Genomic DNA, 18372 nt, shown 5'->3' with positions numbered 1-18372 from the left:
CCGCCACCGATCCGATGGCTTTCTCCACCCGTCTCGTCACCGCCCTGATCGGTGCCTATCTCGACCTCACCCTGCGCACCGTACGCTGGCGGCTGGTCGTCGATCCCTCGGCGCAGGCCGTGATCGACGGCGATCTCCAGGCGGTGGCGGTACTGTGGCACGAGTTCCTGCCGTTCGGGCCGGCGCTGTGGCGTGAGGCGATCCGGGCCGGCAATCCGCGCCGACTGCATGTCATGGTCAGCCGCCATCGCGATGGCCAGGCGCTGGCGCGGCTGTTCGCGCGCTGGGGGCTGGAGGTGATCGCCGGTTCGTCGGACCGCGTGCGTGCCGATGGCGGCACGAGGCCGAAGGGCGGTGCCACGGCACTGCGGCGGCTGCTGGCGCTGCGTGACCAGGGCGCGGTGCTCGGCCTGACCCCCGACGGACCGCGCGGGCCGCGGCGGGTGCCGGCGGCGGGTGCGGCGATGCTGGCCGCCCGGACCTCGCTGAGCCTGCTGCCGATGGCCGGCGCGACGCGCCCGGCCCTGCGTCTGCGCAGCTGGGACCGCATGCGCGTGCCGCTGCCGTTCGCGCGCGGCGTGCTGGTCTATGGCCCGCTGTTCGACATCGGCGCCGACCGGCACGCCGGCGGCGACGAGATCGTGCGGGCCGCACTCGACGGCGTCGCGCGCATCGCGGCGGAGGCGCTCGGCCGTGTCGATGACTAGCGGGGGCCACAAACTTGTGGAGTCCGAGCCGAAAACCGTGCGTTTTCGCGCCTCGAAGCGGCGTGGCCGCGAGCGGCCATGAGCATCGAGACACAGGAAATGCGCGATCCGCAGGCCGGAAAACGCGCGTTCGCAACACCCCGCAGCACCCTGCGCGGGCGCGCCGTCGCCGCCGCCTGGGCGGTCGCCGCCTCGCTGGCGCCGCCGGCGCTGCGAGCGCTGCTGGCGTGGCGGGTACGGATCGGCAAGGAAGATCCGGATCGGCTGGACGAACGCCGTGGCCTCGGCACGCCGCCGCCCGAGACCTGGCACAGGGCCGCGCGCCGCGTCTGGCTGCATGCGGCAAGCGTCGGCGAGACGGTCTCGGTGCTGCCGGTGATCGAACGGCTGCTGTCGCGCGAGGACGTTGCGGTGCTGGTCACCACCGGCACGCTGAGCTCGGCGGCGATCCTCGAGGCGCGCGCGCCGCTGCCGCTCGGCGGGCGGCTGAGCCATCGCTTCGCCCCGCACGACACCCCGCGCGCCGTCGCCCGGCTGCTCGATCGCTGGCGCCCCGACGTCGCGGGCTTCGTCGACAGCGAGATCTGGCCGAATACGCTCGCGGCACTCGCCCGGCGCAGCATCCCGGCGCTGATGATCAATGCGCGGCTGTCGGCACGCAGCGGGGCGCGCTGGCAGAGCGCTGCGCGGCTGCTGGGGGGCACGCCGTTCGGGCTGATCACCGCGGTCCTGGCCCGCAGCGCGGAGGATTCGGCACGCATCGCGGCCCTCGGCGGCCCGGAGGCGGTGATGGTCGGCGACCTCAAGCAGGCCGCGCCCGCCCTGCCCGCCGATCCGGCCGCCCTCGCAGCACTGCGCGCCGAGATCGGCAAGCGGCCGGTGTGGCTGGCTGCCTCGACCCATCCCGGCGAGGAGGCGGCGATCGCCCGGGTGCATGCCCGCCTCGCCCCGCATCATCCGGGGCTGCTGACGCTGATCGCGCCGCGCCACCCCGATCGCGGCGCCGCGATCGCCGCCGAGCTCGGCGGCGTGCGGCGTCGCTCCGCGCGCGAGGCACTGCCGGAACGAGCCGGGCTCTATCTGTGGGACACGCTGGGAGAGCTGGGTATGCTCTACCGGGCGGCGCGGGTGGTGTTCGTCGGCCACTCGCTGCTCGGCCAGGGGGGTGGGCACAACCCCTACGAGCCGGCGCGCTGCGAGGCGGCGGTGGCGACCGGCAGGCTGACCGGCAATTTCAACGACGCGGTGCGCATCCTCGAGGCGGCAGGCGCGCTGACGGTGGTGGCCGACGAGGCAGCACTCGCCGACTGGGTGGCGGCGATGCTGGCCGACCCGATGGCGAGGATGCGCAGCGCGCAGGCCGCCGCGGCGATCTTCAGCACCGGGCGCGACCTGCCGGAACGGGTGGCGGAAGCCCTGCTCGCGCAGGCCGTCCCGGTGCGGACTCCGGCGTGATGGCGGGCTGGCGCGCACCCGCGTTCTGGGCGGCAAAACGACGCCCCCCCTGGCCACTGCGGCTCGCGCTCGGGCCAGTGGCCTGGGGGGTCGGACGGGTGGCCGCGCGGCGCGCGCGTCAGGCCGGGGTCGATCCTGGCGTGCCGGTGCTGTGCGTGGGCAACGTCACCGTCGGCGGCAGCGGCAAGACCACGGTGGTGATCGATCTGGTGCAGCGCCTGCGCGCGCGTGGTGTCGAGGCGCATGTGCTGATGCGCGGCTATGGCGGCCGGCTGCGCGGGCCGCATCGCGTGGGTCCGGCGGACACGGCAGCGATGGTCGGCGACGAGGCGCTGCTGCTGGCCCGCCACGCCCCGGTCTGGATCGGGGGCGACCGCGTCGCCTCGGCGCGACAGGCGGTGGCGGCCGGCGCCGGCGCGCTGGTGATGGATGACGGGTTGCAGAACCCCGGTCTGCACAAGCATCTCGGCCTGCTGGTGGTGGATGCCGGGGCCGGGTTCGGCAATGGCCGGCTGCTGCCGCTGGGGCCGCTGCGCGAGACGCCGGCCGCCGCCGCTGCCCGCTGCGCGGCCGTGGTACGCATCGGCGACGGAGCCGAAGGGCGTCTCGATCCGCCGACCGGACGGGTCGAGCTGTCGGCGACGCCGGTGCAGGACCCGGCCGGGATCGACGCCCTGCGCGGGATGCGCCTGTTCGCCTTCGCCGGGATCGGCCGGCCGGAGAAGTTCTTCGACGCGCTGCGCAGCGCCGGGCTCGACCTCGCAGGAACGCGGGCGCTGGGCGACCATCAGCCCTATACCGCCGCCCTGCGCGCCCGGCTGCTGGACGAGGCCAAGCGCCTCGACGCGGTGGCGGTGACCACACCGAAGGATCTCGCCCGCTGGGGCAGTCAGTCGCCCGCGCCGCGGGTGGTCGGGCTGCGTCTGGCATGGTCGGACGAGACGGAGGTCGAGGCCCTGCTCGACACCTGGCTGGACGGCGTGCCGCGATGACGCACGGCAGGCAGGGCCGGATCGCCGCATGGCGCACCCGGGCGACGACCATGGCGGTGGGCGCGGCGCTGCGCGGCGCGGTGGCGCTGCTGCGCCTCGCCGGGCCGGTACGGGCCTCGAACCTGGCGGGCGGGCTGACGCGCACCGTCGGGCCGTGGCTGCCGGTCAACAGGGTGGGCGATGCCAATCTGCGCCTCGCCCTGCCCGAGCTCAACGATGCGGGACGGCGGGCGGTGCTGCGCGGGGTGTGGGACAATCTCGGCCGCACGATCGGCGAGTTTCCGCATCTGGCCGGGCTGGAGGTCAACACCGCCGCCGGACCCGGGCTGATCATCGAGTCCACCGACCGCGCCCGGCTGGAGGCGCTGCCACCCGGACCGGTGCTGCTGTTCTCCGGCCATCTCGGCAACTGGGAAGCCCTGCCGCGCGCCGCCGGGCTGTGCGGCGCGGGCTTTACCTCGATCTATCGCGCCGCCAGCATCGGCGCTGCCGACGAGGTGATCCTCGGCCTGCGTCGTGCCGCGCTGGGCCCGGTGCTGGCCGCCGATCCCTCGGCCGGCGCGCGGCCGTTCGCCAAAGGCGCGACCGGCGCGCGCGGGGCGCTGGCGCATCTGCGGCGCGGCCACCGCCTGGGCATGCTGGTCGACCAGAAGATGAACGACGGCATCGAGGCGCGACTGTTCGGCCACCGGGCGATGACGGCGCCGGCGCTGGCGGCGATGGCACTGCGCTACGATGCACCGGTGATCGGCGGCTGGGTGGAGCGGCTGGGGCCGGCGCGGCTGCAGCTGCATGTCAGCGAGGTGCTGAGCCTGCCGCCGGACACCCTGGGCGAGGGTCGCGATACCGCCGCCGCGATCGCCTGGCTGACCCAGGCGGTCAACGACCAGATCGAGGCCTGGATTCGACAATCCCCGGGATCGTGGCTCTGGCTCCACAGGCGGTGGCCAAAGGACGTCTCTCAACACGTTGTAAATAATGGATAAAAACAGGGCGTATCATATACGTAACCAATCCTTGCAAAAAGGTCACAGCTCTCGGGCTTTTCCGGTGCGGTCCCTGACGGCCTGCTGAATCCGTTTGGCAGCCGGGTTACGGCCGCTTTAGGTTTCGACTCACGAAATCGCGAGCACAGGTCGGATCCCCATGCCTTCGGTCGCCATAATGGACGAAAATGACTTCGTGCAGCCCTGCTCCCCGGGCGACAACGTCATTCCGCTACGAGCGCTGTTCCTGCCGCGTCATCACGAGAGCCTCGTCCGCTGGCTCGCGGCGAGCGCCCCGATGGGAGTCTCCGACGCCGAGGTGGCGACCGGCTCCGCACCGGCCTCGGCCGTCGCCGCTCACCCCGTCGAGCACGTGCTGGTCTGGGTGCGCGAAAGCGCCGACCCGGCGTACATGATCCGCCCGCTCGGCCTGCGCTGGGCGGTGATCGACCACCAGCGCAACTACGAGCTCGGCCGCCATTCCAGCTTCGAGGCGGCGCTCAACGCGATCCGACCGGTGCTGCCGCGGCCGGTCTTCGCGGCTTGATCGGCTGAGCGGCGCCTTTCCCGCACGAAAATTCGCCCGCCCATCCTCAACAGCCAATTTTTCGGCAGCCTGTCAGGCGAGCGCTTCAGCTCCCGTTCGACAGGACGCCGGGCGCCGGCTGCACCACTTTTGCGCCGCCGCCGGGCTGGATCTCGAAGATCGCCAGCTCGCGACGCACATGCCCGTCCGGCCGCAGGCCGAACACGCCGTCCACCCCGGCGAAGCCCTGTTCGCGGGTGAGCGATGCCGCGCTGTAGCCATCACCCGACAGGCTGCGGGCCAGGGCGGCCGCATCATAGACGATGTCGGTGATCGCCCGCGGCGAATCGTGGTAGCGCGCCTGGTAGAGCTGCACGTAGCCGGTGCGCGCCGACGGGTCGGGAGCCGCGAACCATGCCCCCGGCAGCGCCTTGAGCTTGCTCGCGAATGCCCCCCACAGGCCAGGACCGAGAATGCGGATGTGGTCGGGCTGCAGGTCGTAGAAGGCGAGGCAGGAAATCACCTCCTGGAGCTGCGTGCCGGTCGCGTTCAGCAGCAGCGCGTCGATCGGCAGACCGGGCGACGGCGCGGCGGCAGCATCGGCCGCCGATGCGCCCTTGTCGGTCGCCGGATGACGGCCCGCATAGTCGGAGACGGTGCGCAGGCCTGAATTGATGCCGGAAAACCCGGTTCCGTAGCGTTCGATCCTCGGCGGCGGCAAGCCCGCGCGGGCCGCCGCGGTGGTCAGCCCGTCCGCCATCGCGCTGCCGAACGCATCCTGCGACAACAGCGCGCCGATCCGGGTCTGGCCGGAGCCGCGCAGCCCCTCGACGAGCCTTGCCACCTGCTGTTCGGGGGTGACGCCCAGCACCCAGACCCCGGGGCGGGCCTCCCCGACATCCGAGGTCAGCGCGAGCATCGGGATCGCTGCCGCCTGCGCGATCGGCGCGGCCGCATCGGTATCGGCGGCGGTGAGCGGCCCGATGATGATGCCCGCGCCGGCGGCGACCGCCGCGCGGGTCGCCTCGGCGGCGCCCGCGCTGGTGCTGCGTGTGTCCTCGACGACGATCTCGGGGCCGCCCGGCTGCTGGTCGAGGCCGAGCCGGGCCGCCTTCTCCAGCGCCGGGCCGAGAAAGGCGTTCGCCCCGCTCATCGGCAGCAGCAGCGCGACCTTGCGCGAGGCCGGAGTGGGGGCGGTGGCCTGGGTCGCATCGGGGCCGCCGACGCCGCCATTGCCGAACAGGCCCGTCGGACCGGAGGTGCATGCGGACAGCATCATCGCCGGCAGCAGACAGATCCCGGCGAGCCCCGGCGCCCGGCGCGCGGGGCGGCGGACGGTGCTAGGCTTGGGTGATGAACGATGAAGCATCCGAATCCTCCGATGAGGCCGTCGTGGCGGCGGACATGTGCCGCGACGGAGCGGACCGAGCCGGGTCAAGATCCGAACCCGAACCCAAATCCGACTGGGGGTCGGCTTCGCTGATACTTGTTGCCACCCCGATCGGCAATCTCGGCGACATCACGGTCCGGGCGGCGAGGCTGCTGGCCCAGGCGGATGCGATCCTGTGCGAGGACACGCGCATGACCGCGCGGCTGCTGCTGCATCTCGGCATCCAGCGGCCGATGCAGCCCCTGCACGACCACAACGAGGCCGCCCGCAGTGCCGCTCTGGTGGATGCGATGCGGGCCGGGACGCGGTTCGCGCTGGTCTCGGATGCCGGCACGCCGCTGGTGTCGGATCCGGGCTATCGGCTGGTGCGGGCGGCGATCGAGGCCGGGCTGACGGTGAGCGCGGCCCCGGGCGCAAACGCGGCCCTGGTCGCCCTCACCCTCTCGGGACTGCCGCCGCACCCCTATCTGTTCGCCGGTTTCGCGCCACCCCGCGCCGCCGCGCGGCGCGAGGCCTTCGCCGTCCTGCTGGCCGCCGAGCAGGCAGGGCTGCGGGCGACGCTGATCTGGCACGAGGCGCCGCACCGGCTCGACGGCATGCTGGCCGATCTCGCCGCCGTGTTCGGCGCGACGCGCGAGGCGGTGGTGGCACGCGAGCTCACCAAGCGTTTCGAGGAGCTCAGGCGCGACACGGCGGGTGCGCTGGCCGCGCATTATGCCGCCCACCCCGCCCGCGGCGAGATCACCGTGCTGCTCGGGCCGCCGGCGGAGACGGCGCAGACCCCGGCCGCGGCCCTCGACGACGAGCTGCGTCGGTTGCTCGGAACACATTCGGTCAAGGACGCCGCCGGCCTCGCCGCGACGGCCAGCGGCCTGCCGAGGCGCGTGGTGTATGCGCGGGCACTGGAACTGTCGCGGCAACAGGCCGACGCGTCGGATCGGTAAGGATCAGTAATCGGTCATCTGCCGGCCGGTAACGTCCGGACCGGCGATCTCGTTGATGCAGAGCACGCGCCAGCCCCGCGGGCGATGTTCGAGGATCGTCACCGACAGGTTCTGGATCGCCAGATGCAGCGCCGAACGCGCCGTGCAGCCGAGCGCGTGCGCACACGCCGCGCGGATCGCACCGCCATGGCTGACGGCGACGATCTCCGCGCCCGCATGCTGCGTCACCAGGCGCTCGATCGTGTCGCCGACACGGCCGCACATCTGTTCGAAACTCTCGCCGCCGGGCGGGACCTCGGCCGGATCGACCGGCCAGAACCCGTGCGGCAGCAGGCTGAGCCTCGGCGGCAGCGCGACCGCATCGAGCCCCTGCCAGTCGCCGAAATCCTGCTCGATCAGCCCGGGTTCGACGATCGGCTCCGGCACGGCGATACCGAGCTGGCGTGCCTGCGCGGCGATGGCGGCGGCGGTACGACGGGTTCGCGTCAGGGGTGTGACGAGCCATCTGGCACCCTGCGGCAACCATGACGCGAGTGCGCGGTAGCGCGGCGCTTCCGCGACCAGGCTGTCGGGGCACAGGGCAACATCCTGGATTCCATAAAGTGTTGCCCGCGCGTTCTGCTCGACGATCGCATGGCGGACCAGCCAGATGCGCGTCACGGGTGCGGATGTGTCGGCTTTTTCGGACATCGCCCCAGTTGCGGACGACTGGGAGTGCTGTCAAGTTGACGCTACACCGGTTTGTGAGCGACCGGTTCCTTGCAATTTCGAGATGAGGCCAGGGATGCGAATTCTTCTGACCGGCGGCTGCGGATTCATCGGATCGGCGGTCGTCCGCCACCTGATACGCACCACGGGCCACAGCGTCGTCAACATCGATGCAATGACCTACGCCGCGTCCGAGGACGCGCTTGAAGAAGCACTGAACGACCCGCGTCATACACTGGTCAAGGCCAACATCACCGACGCAGCCACGATGGCCGAGGTGTTCGCCACACACAAACCAGATGCGGTGATGCATCTCGCCGCCGAAAGCCATGTCGACCGCTCGATCGACGGCCCCGGCGTGTTCGTGCAGACGAACGTGATCGGCACCTTCGTGCTGCTCGATACGGCACGCCAGTACTGGTCGGGTCTCGACGAGGCGGGCAAGGCGGCGTTCCGCTTCCACCACATCTCCACCGACGAGGTGTTCGGTGCGCTCGAGGATGGCGATCCGCCGTTCACCGAGACCACGCCCTATGATCCGCGCAGTCCGTATTCCGCGTCCAAGGCGGCGTCGGACCATCTGGTGCGGGCTTGGTATCACACCTACCATCTGCCGGCTTTCGTGACCAACACGACCAACAACTACGGTCCGTGGCACTTCCCCGAGAAGCTGATCCCGCTGGTCACGATCAATGCAATCGAGGGCAAGCCCCTGCCGATCTACGGCGACGGCTCCAACAAGCGCGACTGGCTGTTCGTCGAGGATCACGCCGAGGCGCTGGTCAAGGCGGTCGAGCAGGGCAAGCCGGGCGAGACCTACGCGATCGGTGCGCGTCAGCCGCGCAGCAACCTCGAAGTCGTGACAACGATCTGCCGCGTCCTCGACGAGCTGCGACCCGATCCGGCCGGCCCGCGCGAGCGTCTGATCACCTACGTCACCGATCGTCCGGGACATGATTTCCGCTACGAGATCGATGCGAGCCATGCCGAGGAAAGCCTCGGCTGGAAAGCCAGGCACGATTTCGAGCGCGGCATCCGCCGCACCGTGCAGTGGTATCTCGACCACGAGGACTGGTGGCAGGCGATCCGTTCGGGCCGCTACACCGGCCAGCGCCTCGGCACCTCGCCCGCGAAGACCGGAGAGGCGGCATGACCGACAAGTCCCAGGCGACCGGCATGAAGGGCATCCTTCTCGCCGGCGGGTCCGGCACGCGCCTGCATCCGATGACGCTGGCGGCTTCCAAGCAGTTGCTGCCGGTCTACGACAAGCCGATGATCTACTATCCGCTGACGACGCTGATGCTCGCCGGCATCCGTGAGATCATGATCATCTCCACACCGGTCGACCTGCCGCAGTTCGAGCGTCTGCTCGGCGATGGCTCGAAATTCGGCTGCAGTTTCACCTATCGCGAGCAGCCCAGCCCCGACGGCCTCGCGCAGGCATTCCTCATCGCCGGCGACTGGCTCGACGGGCATCCATGCGCGCTCGCGCTGGGTGACAACCTGATCTTCGCCGACCATCTCGGCGTGCTGCTGCGCGCGGCTGCAAAACGGCCCGAGGGGGCGACGGTGTTCGCCTATCAGGTGCGCGATCCGGAGCGCTACGGCGTGGTGGCGTTCGACGAGAACGGACGTGCGATCGAGGTGGTCGAGAAACCGGCCAACCCGACATCGAACTGGGCGATCACGGGCCTGTATTTCTACGACAGCCGTGTCGGCGAACTGGCCAAGCAGATCAAGCCGTCGCCGCGCGGCGAGCTGGAGATCACCGATCTCAACGCGATCTACCTCGAGGAGGGCACGCTGCATGTCGACCGGCTCGGCCGGGGCTGCGCGTGGCTCGATGCCGGATTGCCCGACAGCCTGATGCAGGCCGGCACCTTCGTGCAGACCATCCAGTCGCGCCAGGGCCTGCTGGTCGGCAGCCCGGAGGAGGCGGCGTTCCGTATGGGGTTCATCGACGCCGCGCAGCTTCGCAGCCTCGCCGAGAAGCTCAAGAAAACCGATCTCGGACGGATGCTGCTCGAGGTCGCGGACGGCTCGCACTGACCCTGCGCCCTCACCGGCGACATCGATCAAGGAAGACCCTGTGCGATGAAGATCGAACGACTGGCCATTCCCGACGTCATCCTCGTCACCCCGCCGCGCTTCGGCGACGCGCGAGGCTTCTTCTCGGAAACCTATAACGGCCCGCGCTTCACCGAGGCGGGCATCACCATTCCCTTCGTGCAGGACAATCAGAGCCTGTCCAAGCAGAAGGGCGTGGTGCGTGGACTGCACTGCCAGCTTGCGCCGCATGCGCAGGGCAAGCTGGTGCGCTGCACCCGCGGTGCGATCTTCGACGTCGCCGTGGACGCCCGCGTCGGCTCGCCGACCTACGGCAAATGGGTGGGCGCGGAGATCTCGGAGGAGAACTGGACCCAGATCTGGGTGCCGCCGGGCTTCCTGCACGGGTTCCAGACCCTGACCGAGAACGCCGAGGTGCAGTACAAATGCACCGATGTCTATGCCAAGGACTGCGAGCGCGCGGTGATCTGGAACGACCCCGAGATCGGCATCGAATGGCCGCTCGGCGGTACCGAGGCAGTGCTGTCGGACAAGGACCAGGTCGCACCGCCGTTTTCGGCCGCGCATGGCTGGTTCTCGCTGTGAGCGCGCCCGTATCCCCGCTTGGCGAGGGCGGCCCGATCCTGGTGATCGGCGTCAACGGGCAACTCGCGCAGTCGCTGGCGGCGCGCGGTGGTCCGCGGATCGTGACAATCGGCCGCCCCGAGGCCGATCTCGACCGACCGGAGGGACTCGCGGCGGTGTTCGACAAGGTCAGGCCGGTGGCGGTAGTCAACGCCGCGGCCTGGACGGCGGTCGATCTCGCCGAGACCGAGACCGAGGGCGCCGCACGCGCCAACCATCACGGCCCGGCCGAACTCGCGCGGCTCTGCGCGCGAGACGGCATCCCGTTCATCCATGTTTCCACCGACTACGTCTTCGACGGCGACAAGGGTGAGCCCTACCTGGAAAGCGATCCGACCTGCCCGACCGGGGTCTATGGTCGCACCAAGGCCGAGGGCGAGCAGGCGGTGCTGGCGGCCCATCCGGACAGCATCATCCTGCGCACAGCCTGGGTCTATTCGGCTTCGGGCAAGAATTTCGTGCGCACGATGCTCAATGCCGGGGCCAAGAACCCGACCCTGCGCGTGGTCGGCGACCAGCGCGGCAATCCGACCTCGTCGGACGATCTCGCCGACGCGATCGCGGCGATCATCGCCCTGATCGAGCGCGACGGCCTCCGGCCGCATTATGGCGGCATCTATCACGCCGTCGGTACCGGCGAAACGACCTGGCACGGCCTGGCCGTCGCCGCTCTCGAACAGGCCGCGACCCATGGCCGGCCGATGCCCGAGGTGATCGCGATCCGCACCGAGGACTGGCCGACGCCGGCGAAGCGCCCCGCCGACTCACGCCTCGATACCACCAAGCTCGCCACGGTCTTCGGCGTGCGGCTGCCGCCCTGGCGCGACAGCCTCAGGCACACCGTCGACCGGCTGCTCACCGAGACCGCCGGATCATAGACTCAAGCCCCTCGCACGCGACCCGCCCCGTCATCGTCCTGTTGTCGACGTATGACGGGGCGCGTTTCCTCGACGCCCAGCTCGAATCGCTCGTCGACCAGAGCCATCGGAGCTGGAGCCTGATCTGGCGCGATGATGGCTCGTCCGATGACAGTCGGCACCGGGTGCGTGCCTTCGTCGACGCCGCACGGATCGACGCGACCGACCGCACCGACGGCCGCCACCTGGGCATCACCGCCTCCTTCTGGGCGCTGCTGTGTCACGCCGCCGCGCGCGCCGAAGCCGAGGGGGCGATCGTCGCGTTTGCAGATCAGGACGATGTCTGGCTGGCTGACAAGCTGGCGCGCGCGGTGGCAGCACTCGGTGAGGTCGACCCCGACGTGCCGGCCCTGTATTGCGCACGCCAGCGCCTGGTCGATGCACAGCTGCGCGATCTCGGCCTGTCGCCGGATTACGGCGACCTGCCGGGTTTCCCCGACGCGCTGACCCAGAACGTCGCCACCGGCTGTACCGTGGCCCTCAATCCTGCCGCGGTGGCTCTGCTGCGACGCACCCGGCCACCGCTCGGCACGCTGCATGACTGGTGGGCCTATCTGATCGTCACCGCCGCGGGCGGGCGGATGGTGGTCGATCCGGAACCGGTCGTGCTGTATCGGCAGCATCCCGACAATGCAGTGGGCGCACCATCATCGTGGCTGAGACGCGCCATCGCCGCCCTGCGCCGCGGCCCGGGGGCGTTCATGACCACGTTCAGGGTGCATGTGGAGGCACTGGTCGCGCATAGGGCCTTGCTCGATGCCTCGTCCGGCCGCATCGTCATGCGACTGTCGCGCAGCCTGCGGCGAGGGCGGCTGTCACGGATCCTGACCCTGGCCCGGCGGCCACGGCTGCGCCGGCGGACCCGCTCCGAGACGCTGCTGTTCAGGCTGTGGTTCGTGCTCGGGTGAGACGGGCGTTGCGATGGCGGGGGCGATGGGCAGGAGCGGTATCTGGGCAATCTGGGCAACGGGGGCGGTGCTCGCCCTGCTGCTGATCCTGATCGGGCCGGCGGGACTGGGCACCATGCTCGCCGGCTGGGCCGAGGCGATGCGGCAAATCGTGTCGGGACTCGGGCCGACCAGCCTGTCGGTGCTGCGTGCGTTCGCAATCGCGCTGATCGTGGTGTTCGTCGGGCTGTGCGGGCTGGCATCGCGCGACCGCCTGCGGGTGGGACGTCCGCTCTTCATGGTCGGGCTGGTGTTCGTGCTGCTGGTGGCGGTGCCGGGAGGATCGGACGAGGGCGGTGACGGGCTTCGCTGGGCGGGCGCGTTTCTTCTGGCGCTGATCGCGTCGCTCGGCATGACCGCCCGTCTGCTCGGACGCCGTCGTGACGGACGGCCCCTGCCGGATCCGTTCAGAGATGATCGAGGCTGACGCCTTCGAGCCTCAGCAGATAGCGCTTGGTCTCGTCGCCACCCTCCATCGAGAACCCTCCCAGCCCACGCGCCGCCAGGACGCGATGGCAGGGGATGAGGATCGGCACGGGATTGGCGCCCAGCGCCTGGCCGATCGAGCGGGCCACGCCGCCGGCGCGGGCGGCGAGCCCGGCATAGGTCAGGGTGTGGCCGAACGGGATGTCGCGCAGATGCTGCCAGACCCGGCGGCGATAAACGGTGCCGATCGGGGCCAGCGGCAGGTCGAAGCGTTGCAGCCGACCGTCGAAATAGGCCTGGAGCTGGTCCGCCGCGGTGCGCAACAAGGCGCTTCGCGTCTGATCACGCCCCCAGCCGGTATCGAGGGCGACGATCATGCCGTCTTCCTCGGACAGGGTCAGCGGGCCGATCGGTGAGTGCAGGGACAGCTGGGGCATCGGCGTTCAGCCCTCCCTGATCGCGGCCAGCAGCGCGTCGGCATCGCGAATCGGCAGCGAGCAGCGTCCCGCACTGCACAGCCACGCGGTGGTCTCGCCCGGTGCCGCCCGCCGGCCATGAGCCGGGTGGGTGTCGGTGGTGACGGTGTCGCCGCGCAGGATCAGCAGGTTCGGAACACCACATGACCGCGCCAGCGTGATCCAGTCCGCCTGCGCCGCGCCGTCGATCACCAGCGTGCGGCCGCGCTCCAGCAGGTCGGCGGCGAACAGCATGCCTGGCTGAAGGGTCAAGCGGACGGGATCGGCCTCGGCCATGGTCTCGATGGTGTGCGTCGCCAGCAGGCGGAAGCGGTCCTCACCGGTGAGATGGAACAGCCTCGCCTGTGCCTCGGCCAGCATCGCCAGCCCGGTCGGCAGGGCGCTGTCATGGATCGGGCGCGGCCGCAGGGGCAGGTCGGTGGCGTCGGCGGCGACCTGGACGTAGCCGCCTCCAGGGGCGGTGAACCAGCGCTCGGCCGCGTCGACGAAGCCGAGCGCACGTTCAAGCCACTGCACCGTTCCGTCGGCTTCATACAGGGCGAGCGCGGCGAGAGCACCGGCCGCCTGGTCCTCGAGCAGGCCCGAGGCGGTGATGCGTCCGTCGCAGGCTGCGTGGGCGAGGCGCCCGTCGCTGCCGGCCAACATCGTCTCCACGCCCTGCCAGACCGAGCGCGCCAGCCCGTCCCAATCGGGGCGGCCAAAGACACCCGCCGCCCTGACCAGGGCGATGACTGCAAGCGCATTCCAGTCGGCCAGCACCTTGTCGTCGCGCGCCGGGCGCGGGCGCCGCTCACGACGGGCGAGCAGCAGGGCGCGGGCCTCGGCATCGGTCTGCACATCGATCGGGCCGACGCGGCTGAGGATGGTGTGGCCCTCCCAGTTGCCGCCAGCGGTCACGCCGTAGGCCTGTCGCCAGTGCGCGACCCTGTCGGCACCGAGCGGCGCCAGCGCCGCCGCGATCTCGTCGGCCTGCCAGACGTAGAAACGGCCCTCCTCGCCCTCGCTGTCGGCATCGAGCGACGCGGCGAAGGCAGTGCCGACCTGCATTTCTCGCGTCAGCCAGCCGACCAGCCGTTCAGCCGCCGCACGCCCGGCCAGTGCGGGGCGATGCGCATGGACGAACGCCAGCAATTCGAGGATCTGCGCGTTGTCGTAGAGCATCTTCTCGAAATGCGGCACCAGCCAGTCGGCATCGGTGGCGTAGCGGGCAAAGCCACCGCCGATCTGGTCATGGATACCGCCATCGACCATCGCCTCGAGCAGCCGCTCGACGGCGACGGCGCCCGCGTCGGTGCCGGTCTGCCACAGGAACCGGAACACCGGCGCGTTGGGGAATTTCGGCGCTCCCGCCAGGCCGCCGCGAACGGGATCGGTGGCCGCCACCAGGCGACGGGCGGCCTCGGCGCGCCGGCCTGCCTCCGGCCAGGACGCGTTGCCGGGCTCGGCCGCCTGTGTCAGCAGCTCGCGCAGCCGGCCGGCATTGTCGTCGATCAGCGCGGCACGGTCGTCCCAGGCCATGCGGATGGCGCGCAGGATATCGGCGAACGAGGGCTGACCGTGCCGTGGCTCGGGCGGAAAATAGGTGCCGCCCCAGAACGGCGTGCCGTCAGGACGCAGGAACATCGTCAGCGGCCAGCCGCCACGCTGGCCCATGGCCTGCAGGGCGGTCATATAGAGATGGTCGATATCGGGGCGTTCCTCGCGGTCGACCTTGATGTTGACGAAGCCCGCGTTCATCAGTCCCGCGACCCGGGCGTCCTCGAAGGATTCATGCGCCATCACATGGCACCAGTGACACGCCGCGTAACCGATCGACAGCAGGATCGGACAGTCCCGCCGCGCCGCCTCGTCGAGCGCGGCCCGGCCCCATGGCCACCAGTGCACCGGGTTGTCGGCATGCTGTCGCAGATAGGGCGAGGCCTCGCTGCCGAGCTGGTTGTGCATTCCTGGGTCCTCGGCCGCCGATGAACGGGTTGCAGCACGCGCCTGCGGAGGCGTCCACCACGATTTTCGCCCTGGCCAGCGGCGCACCGCCGGCGGCGATCGCCATCATGCGTCTCAGCGGCCCACGGACGGATGCGATCCTGGAGGCGCTGGCGGGAAGCCTCACGGCGCCCCGGCTGGCAACGTTGCGGGTCCTGCGTCACGCCGGGGAAGCGCTCGACCAGGCGCTGGTGCTGCGGTTTCCAGGGCCGGGTTCGTATACCGGCGAGGACTCGGCCGAGCTGCATCTGCATGCCGGGGCCGCGGTGATCGAGGCCGTAGCCGATGCCCTGCTCGCTCTTGGCGCCACGCCGGCGGAACCGGGGGAATTCACCCGGCGGGCCTGCCTGTCGGGGCGGATCGGGCTACTGGAGGCGGAGGCGATCGCCGATCTGGTGGCGGCCGAGACCGGCGCACAACGCAGGCAGGCACTCGACCAGCTCGGCGGCGGGCTGAGCCGGCTTTACGAAGGGTGGGCGCAGCGTCTGCGCCTGCTGCTGGCACGCCAGGAGGCGCTGATCGACTTTCCCGACGAGGATCTGCCCGACGAGACGGAGGCAGCCAACCGGTCGGACCTGCGCAGCCTGTGCGAGGAGATGCAGGCGCATCTGGCGGACGGTGCGCGGAGCGAACGGATCCGCTCCGGCGTGCGGGTGGTGATCGCCGGGGCACCGAATGCCGGCAAGTCGAGCCTGTTGAATGCGCTGTCGGGCGAAGAAGATGCGATCGTCTCGCCGATTGCCGGCACCACGCGCGATGCGATCTCGGTCAGGCTGCAGGTGGCCGGCACGCTGGTCAGCTTCATCGATACGGCAGGACTGCACGAAACCGGCGACGCCATCGAGGCGGAAGGCATCCGCCGTGCCCGCGTGCATGCCGCGCGCGCCGATCTCGTGCTGAGCCTCGTCGAGCCTGGCGCCGCGCCGGAGCAAATCGTGACAGAGGCGGAATGCTGGGTGATCCGCAGCAAGGCGGATCTGTTGACCGCACCGGCGGCACCCGGCGAACTCGCCATCAGCACCCGCAGCGGCCAGGGGCTGGATCGGCTGCGCGAGCAACTCGTCGCGGCGGTGCGTCGGTTGACGGCCGGTGGTGCGGGGGCGTCGCTGACCCGGGCGCGTCATCGCGCGGGTGTGGAGGAAGCCGTCGTGCACCTGCGCGACGCGCAGGTGCAGACCTGGCCGGAACTGCGCGGCGAGGCACTGAGGCTGGCGACGCTGGCACTCGGCCGCCTCACCGGACGGATCGGCGTCGAGGACGTGCTGGACACGATCTTCGGACAGTTCTGCATCGGAAAGTAGCCATCCGGCGATCGAGCGGATTAAGGTCCGCCGCGATGACAAGACAGCAGATCTTCGACGTGATCGTGGTGGGTGGTGGTCATGCCGGCTGCGAGGCGGCCGCTGCGGCAGCGCGTCTGGGCGCGACCGTGGCGCTGGTGACGCACTCACGCGCCCAGATCGGCACCATGTCGTGCAATCCGGCGATCGGCGGCATCGGCAAGGGGCACCTGGTGCGCGAGATCGACGCCCTGGACGGGCTGATGGCCCGCGCTGCGGATGCTGCCGGCATCCATTTCAAGATGCTCAACCGCAGCAAGGGGCCGGCCGTGCAGGGCCTGCGCGCACAGGCGGATCGGGGCCTTTACCGCGACGCGGTGCAGGCGCTGATCGCCGCCGAGGCAACCCTGCGCGTGATCGAGGGCGCGGTGGGAGACCTGATCGTCGAGGACAGACAGGTCTGCGGCGTCGTGTGCGAGGACGGAACAACCCTGCGTGCGGCTGCGGTGGTCGTCACCAGCGGCACGTTTCTGCGCGGCGTGATCCATGTCGGACACCAGACCCGGCCAGCCGGCCGCATCGATGCACCGGCGGCGACGCGTCTCGGCGAGCGTCTGGAGGCGCTCGGCGTTCCGCTGGGCCGTCTGAAAACCGGCACGCCACCGCGTCTGCGCCGTGAGACGATCGACTGGGACGCGCTGCCCGCCGATCCGGGCGATATCGCGCCGGAGCCGTTCAGCCGCATGACCGACGCGATCACCCTTCCACAAACCGAGTGCCGAATCAGCCAGACCAATGCGCGCACACATGAGGTGATCCGCGGATCGCTGCATCTGTCTGCGGTCTATGGCGGGGCGATCGCCGGACGGGGGCCACGTTATTGCCCGTCGATCGAGGACAAGATCGTCCGCTTCGCCGACAAGACGTCGCATCAGGTGTTTCTCGAGCCCGAGGCTTTGCCGGGCCGGCCGGGCAGCGAGCTGATCTATCCCAACGGCATCTCCACCAGCCTGCCGGAAGACGTCCAGCTCGCGCTCGTGCGGACCATGCCCGGGCTCGCCCATGCCGAGATCGCCCAGCCCGGCTATGCGGTCGAATACGACTATGTCGATCCCCGGGCCCTGTCGCATGGGCTGGAACTGCGCGCCCTGCCAGGACTGTTCCTCGCCGGACAGATCAACGGCACCACCGGGTATGAGGAAGCGGCCGCTCAGGGGCTGCTTGCCGGACTGAACGCGGCGCGCCGGGCAGCGGGCGCGGCACCCATCCGGCTCGAGCGACATCAGGCCTATCTCGGAGTGATGATCGACGATCTCGTCACCCAGGGTGTGAGCGAGCCGTATAGGATGTTCACCTCGCGGGCCGAATACCGGCTCGCCTTGCGGCATGATAATGCCGACCTACGCCTCACCCCACTCGGCATCGCGCTCGGTCTGGTGCGACATGACCGCGCCGAGCGGTTTGCCGCGGCTGAGGCCGAGATCACGCAGGCCGGACAGCGGGCGCAAGCTGAACGCCTGCCGGCCGCAGCCACCACCGCCTGCGGGCTGACCCCCTCTCGTGACGGACGCACGCGCACGGTCAGCGATCTCGTCGCACAGGTCGATGACACCCATCGCCTGGTCACCGCGATCCCGTGGCTGGGCACGCTCAGCCTGCGCACCTTGCGCCATCTCCAGGCGGAGAGTCGATATCGAGGCTACCTTCAGCGTCAGGACAGCGAGGTCCGTGCGCTGGGCGAGGAACAGGCGATCACGATCCCGACCGATCTCGATTATCGTGTCATCGGTGGCCTTAGTTCGGAAATGTGCGAACGCCTCGAGCGCGTACGACCAGTGGATTTCGCGCAGGCCCGCCGGATCGCCGGCATGACCCCGGCTGGATTGATGGCCCTGCTCGGCCATCTGCGCAGCCGGCCCCGTGCAGCGGCCTGAAATTGTTTCA

General features: G+C 70.5%; 18 protein-coding genes. 14 read left to right on the top strand and 4 right to left on the bottom strand.

The features are described 5' to 3' along the window. Positions 1-14: 14 nt before the first annotated feature. The 5 genes from FHR90_RS00485 (at position 15) to FHR90_RS00465 (ending at position 4687) form a co-directional block, all read left to right on the top strand. Positions 15-707, top strand: coding sequence for a lysophospholipid acyltransferase family protein (locus FHR90_RS00485; protein WP_183274577.1), 693 nt, complete (start codon positions 15-17; stop codon positions 705-707). Positions 708-785: 78 nt separating this feature from the next. Continuing rightward, on the top strand, positions 786-2162 hold the full coding sequence (locus tag FHR90_RS00480) for a 3-deoxy-D-manno-octulosonic acid transferase (protein WP_183274576.1): 1377 nt from the start codon (positions 786-788) through the stop codon (positions 2160-2162). Then, positions 2162-3154 (top strand): tetraacyldisaccharide 4'-kinase, encoded by a 993-nt coding sequence (gene lpxK / locus FHR90_RS00475; protein WP_183274575.1) that lies wholly within the window; start codon positions 2162-2164, stop codon positions 3152-3154. The genes FHR90_RS00480 and lpxK overlap by 1 nt, the downstream gene beginning before the upstream one ends. After that, positions 3151-4140: an LpxL/LpxP family acyltransferase gene (locus tag FHR90_RS00470; protein WP_408871416.1), complete on the top strand. Its 990-nt coding sequence runs from the start codon at positions 3151-3153 to the stop codon at positions 4138-4140. The genes lpxK and FHR90_RS00470 overlap by 4 nt, the downstream gene beginning before the upstream one ends. Positions 4141-4318: 178 nt before the next feature. Next, positions 4319-4687 (top strand): hypothetical protein, encoded by a 369-nt coding sequence (locus FHR90_RS00465; RefSeq protein WP_176626269.1) that lies wholly within the window; start codon positions 4319-4321, stop codon positions 4685-4687. An 85-nt stretch (positions 4688-4772) separates the two neighbouring features. Here FHR90_RS00465 and FHR90_RS00460 read toward each other — a convergent pair whose 3' ends face one another. After that, on the bottom strand, positions 4773-5945 hold the full coding sequence (locus FHR90_RS00460; protein ID WP_183274574.1) for a penicillin-binding protein activator: 1173 nt from the start codon (positions 5943-5945) through the stop codon (positions 4773-4775). A gap of 74 nt (positions 5946-6019) precedes the next feature. Here FHR90_RS00460 and rsmI point away from each other — a divergent pair, with 74 nt between their 5' ends. Continuing rightward, positions 6020-7000, top strand: a complete 981-nt coding sequence (gene rsmI, locus FHR90_RS00455) for a 16S rRNA (cytidine(1402)-2'-O)-methyltransferase (RefSeq protein ID WP_183274573.1) — start codon at positions 6020-6022, stop codon at positions 6998-7000. A 3-nt stretch (positions 7001-7003) separates the two neighbouring features. Here the strand turns inward: rsmI and FHR90_RS00450 are convergent, their stop codons facing one another. After that, entirely contained in the window at positions 7004-7690 is a 687-nt protein-coding gene (locus FHR90_RS00450) for a histidine phosphatase family protein (protein WP_176623323.1), read from the bottom strand. Between the two features lie 94 nt (positions 7691-7784). Between FHR90_RS00450 and rfbB the strand changes: the two genes are divergently transcribed. Genes rfbB through FHR90_RS00420 form a run of 6 tightly spaced genes read left to right on the top strand, consistent with a single transcriptional unit; the run spans position 7785 to position 12690 of the window. After that, positions 7785-8861 carry a dTDP-glucose 4,6-dehydratase gene (gene rfbB, locus FHR90_RS00445; RefSeq protein ID WP_176623325.1) on the top strand — a complete coding sequence of 359 codons (1077 nt, stop codon included), beginning with the start codon at positions 7785-7787 and terminating at the stop codon, positions 8859-8861. Further along, positions 8858-9757, top strand: coding sequence for a glucose-1-phosphate thymidylyltransferase RfbA (gene rfbA / locus FHR90_RS00440; RefSeq protein ID WP_394367833.1), 900 nt, complete (start codon positions 8858-8860; stop codon positions 9755-9757). The genes rfbB and rfbA overlap by 4 nt, the downstream gene beginning before the upstream one ends. A 45-nt stretch (positions 9758-9802) precedes the next feature. Further along, positions 9803-10360, top strand: coding sequence for a dTDP-4-dehydrorhamnose 3,5-epimerase (gene rfbC / locus FHR90_RS00435; protein WP_176623327.1), 558 nt, complete (start codon positions 9803-9805; stop codon positions 10358-10360). Next, complete coding sequence (rfbD, locus tag FHR90_RS00430; RefSeq protein ID WP_266152672.1) at positions 10357-11277, top strand: dTDP-4-dehydrorhamnose reductase; 921 nt, start codon at positions 10357-10359, stop codon at positions 11275-11277. Before rfbC ends, rfbD begins: the two co-directional genes overlap by 4 nt. A gap of 41 nt (positions 11278-11318) precedes the next feature. Beyond that, positions 11319-12224 (top strand): glycosyltransferase, encoded by a 906-nt coding sequence (locus FHR90_RS00425; RefSeq protein WP_246329932.1) that lies wholly within the window; start codon positions 11319-11321, stop codon positions 12222-12224. Positions 12225-12249: 25 nt separating this feature from the next. Beyond that, on the top strand, positions 12250-12690 hold the full coding sequence (locus FHR90_RS00420; RefSeq protein WP_176623331.1) for a hypothetical protein: 441 nt from the start codon (positions 12250-12252) through the stop codon (positions 12688-12690). On the opposite strand, the gene FHR90_RS00415 is transcribed toward FHR90_RS00420, so the two are convergent. Beyond that, a complete protein-coding gene (locus FHR90_RS00415; protein WP_176623333.1) occupies positions 12671-13126 on the bottom strand; it encodes a methylated-DNA--[protein]-cysteine S-methyltransferase in 456 nt (151 codons plus the stop codon). The genes FHR90_RS00420 and FHR90_RS00415 overlap by 20 nt on opposite strands. 6 nt (positions 13127-13132) lie before the next feature. Beyond that, positions 13133-15109, bottom strand: a complete 1977-nt coding sequence (locus FHR90_RS00410) for a thioredoxin domain-containing protein (RefSeq protein ID WP_183274572.1) — start codon at positions 15107-15109, stop codon at positions 13133-13135. 20 nt (positions 15110-15129) lie between these two features. On the opposite strand from FHR90_RS00410, the gene mnmE reads away from it, so the two are divergent. Together mnmE and mnmG are read left to right on the top strand one after the other, a co-directional pair. Then, on the top strand, positions 15130-16449 hold the full coding sequence (gene mnmE / locus FHR90_RS00405) for a tRNA uridine-5-carboxymethylaminomethyl(34) synthesis GTPase MnmE (RefSeq protein ID WP_176621932.1): 1320 nt from the start codon (positions 15130-15132) through the stop codon (positions 16447-16449). A 35-nt stretch (positions 16450-16484) separates the two neighbouring features. Beyond that, positions 16485-18362: a tRNA uridine-5-carboxymethylaminomethyl(34) synthesis enzyme MnmG gene (mnmG, locus tag FHR90_RS00400; RefSeq protein ID WP_176621933.1), complete on the top strand. Its 1878-nt coding sequence runs from the start codon at positions 16485-16487 to the stop codon at positions 18360-18362. Positions 18363-18372: the final 10 nt, after the last annotated feature.

This window comes from Endobacter medicaginis (assembly GCF_014192375.1).
Taxonomy (GTDB): domain Bacteria; phylum Pseudomonadota; class Alphaproteobacteria; order Acetobacterales; family Acetobacteraceae; genus Endobacter; species Endobacter medicaginis.
This window is presented reverse-complemented; position numbering and strand designations above follow the sequence as displayed.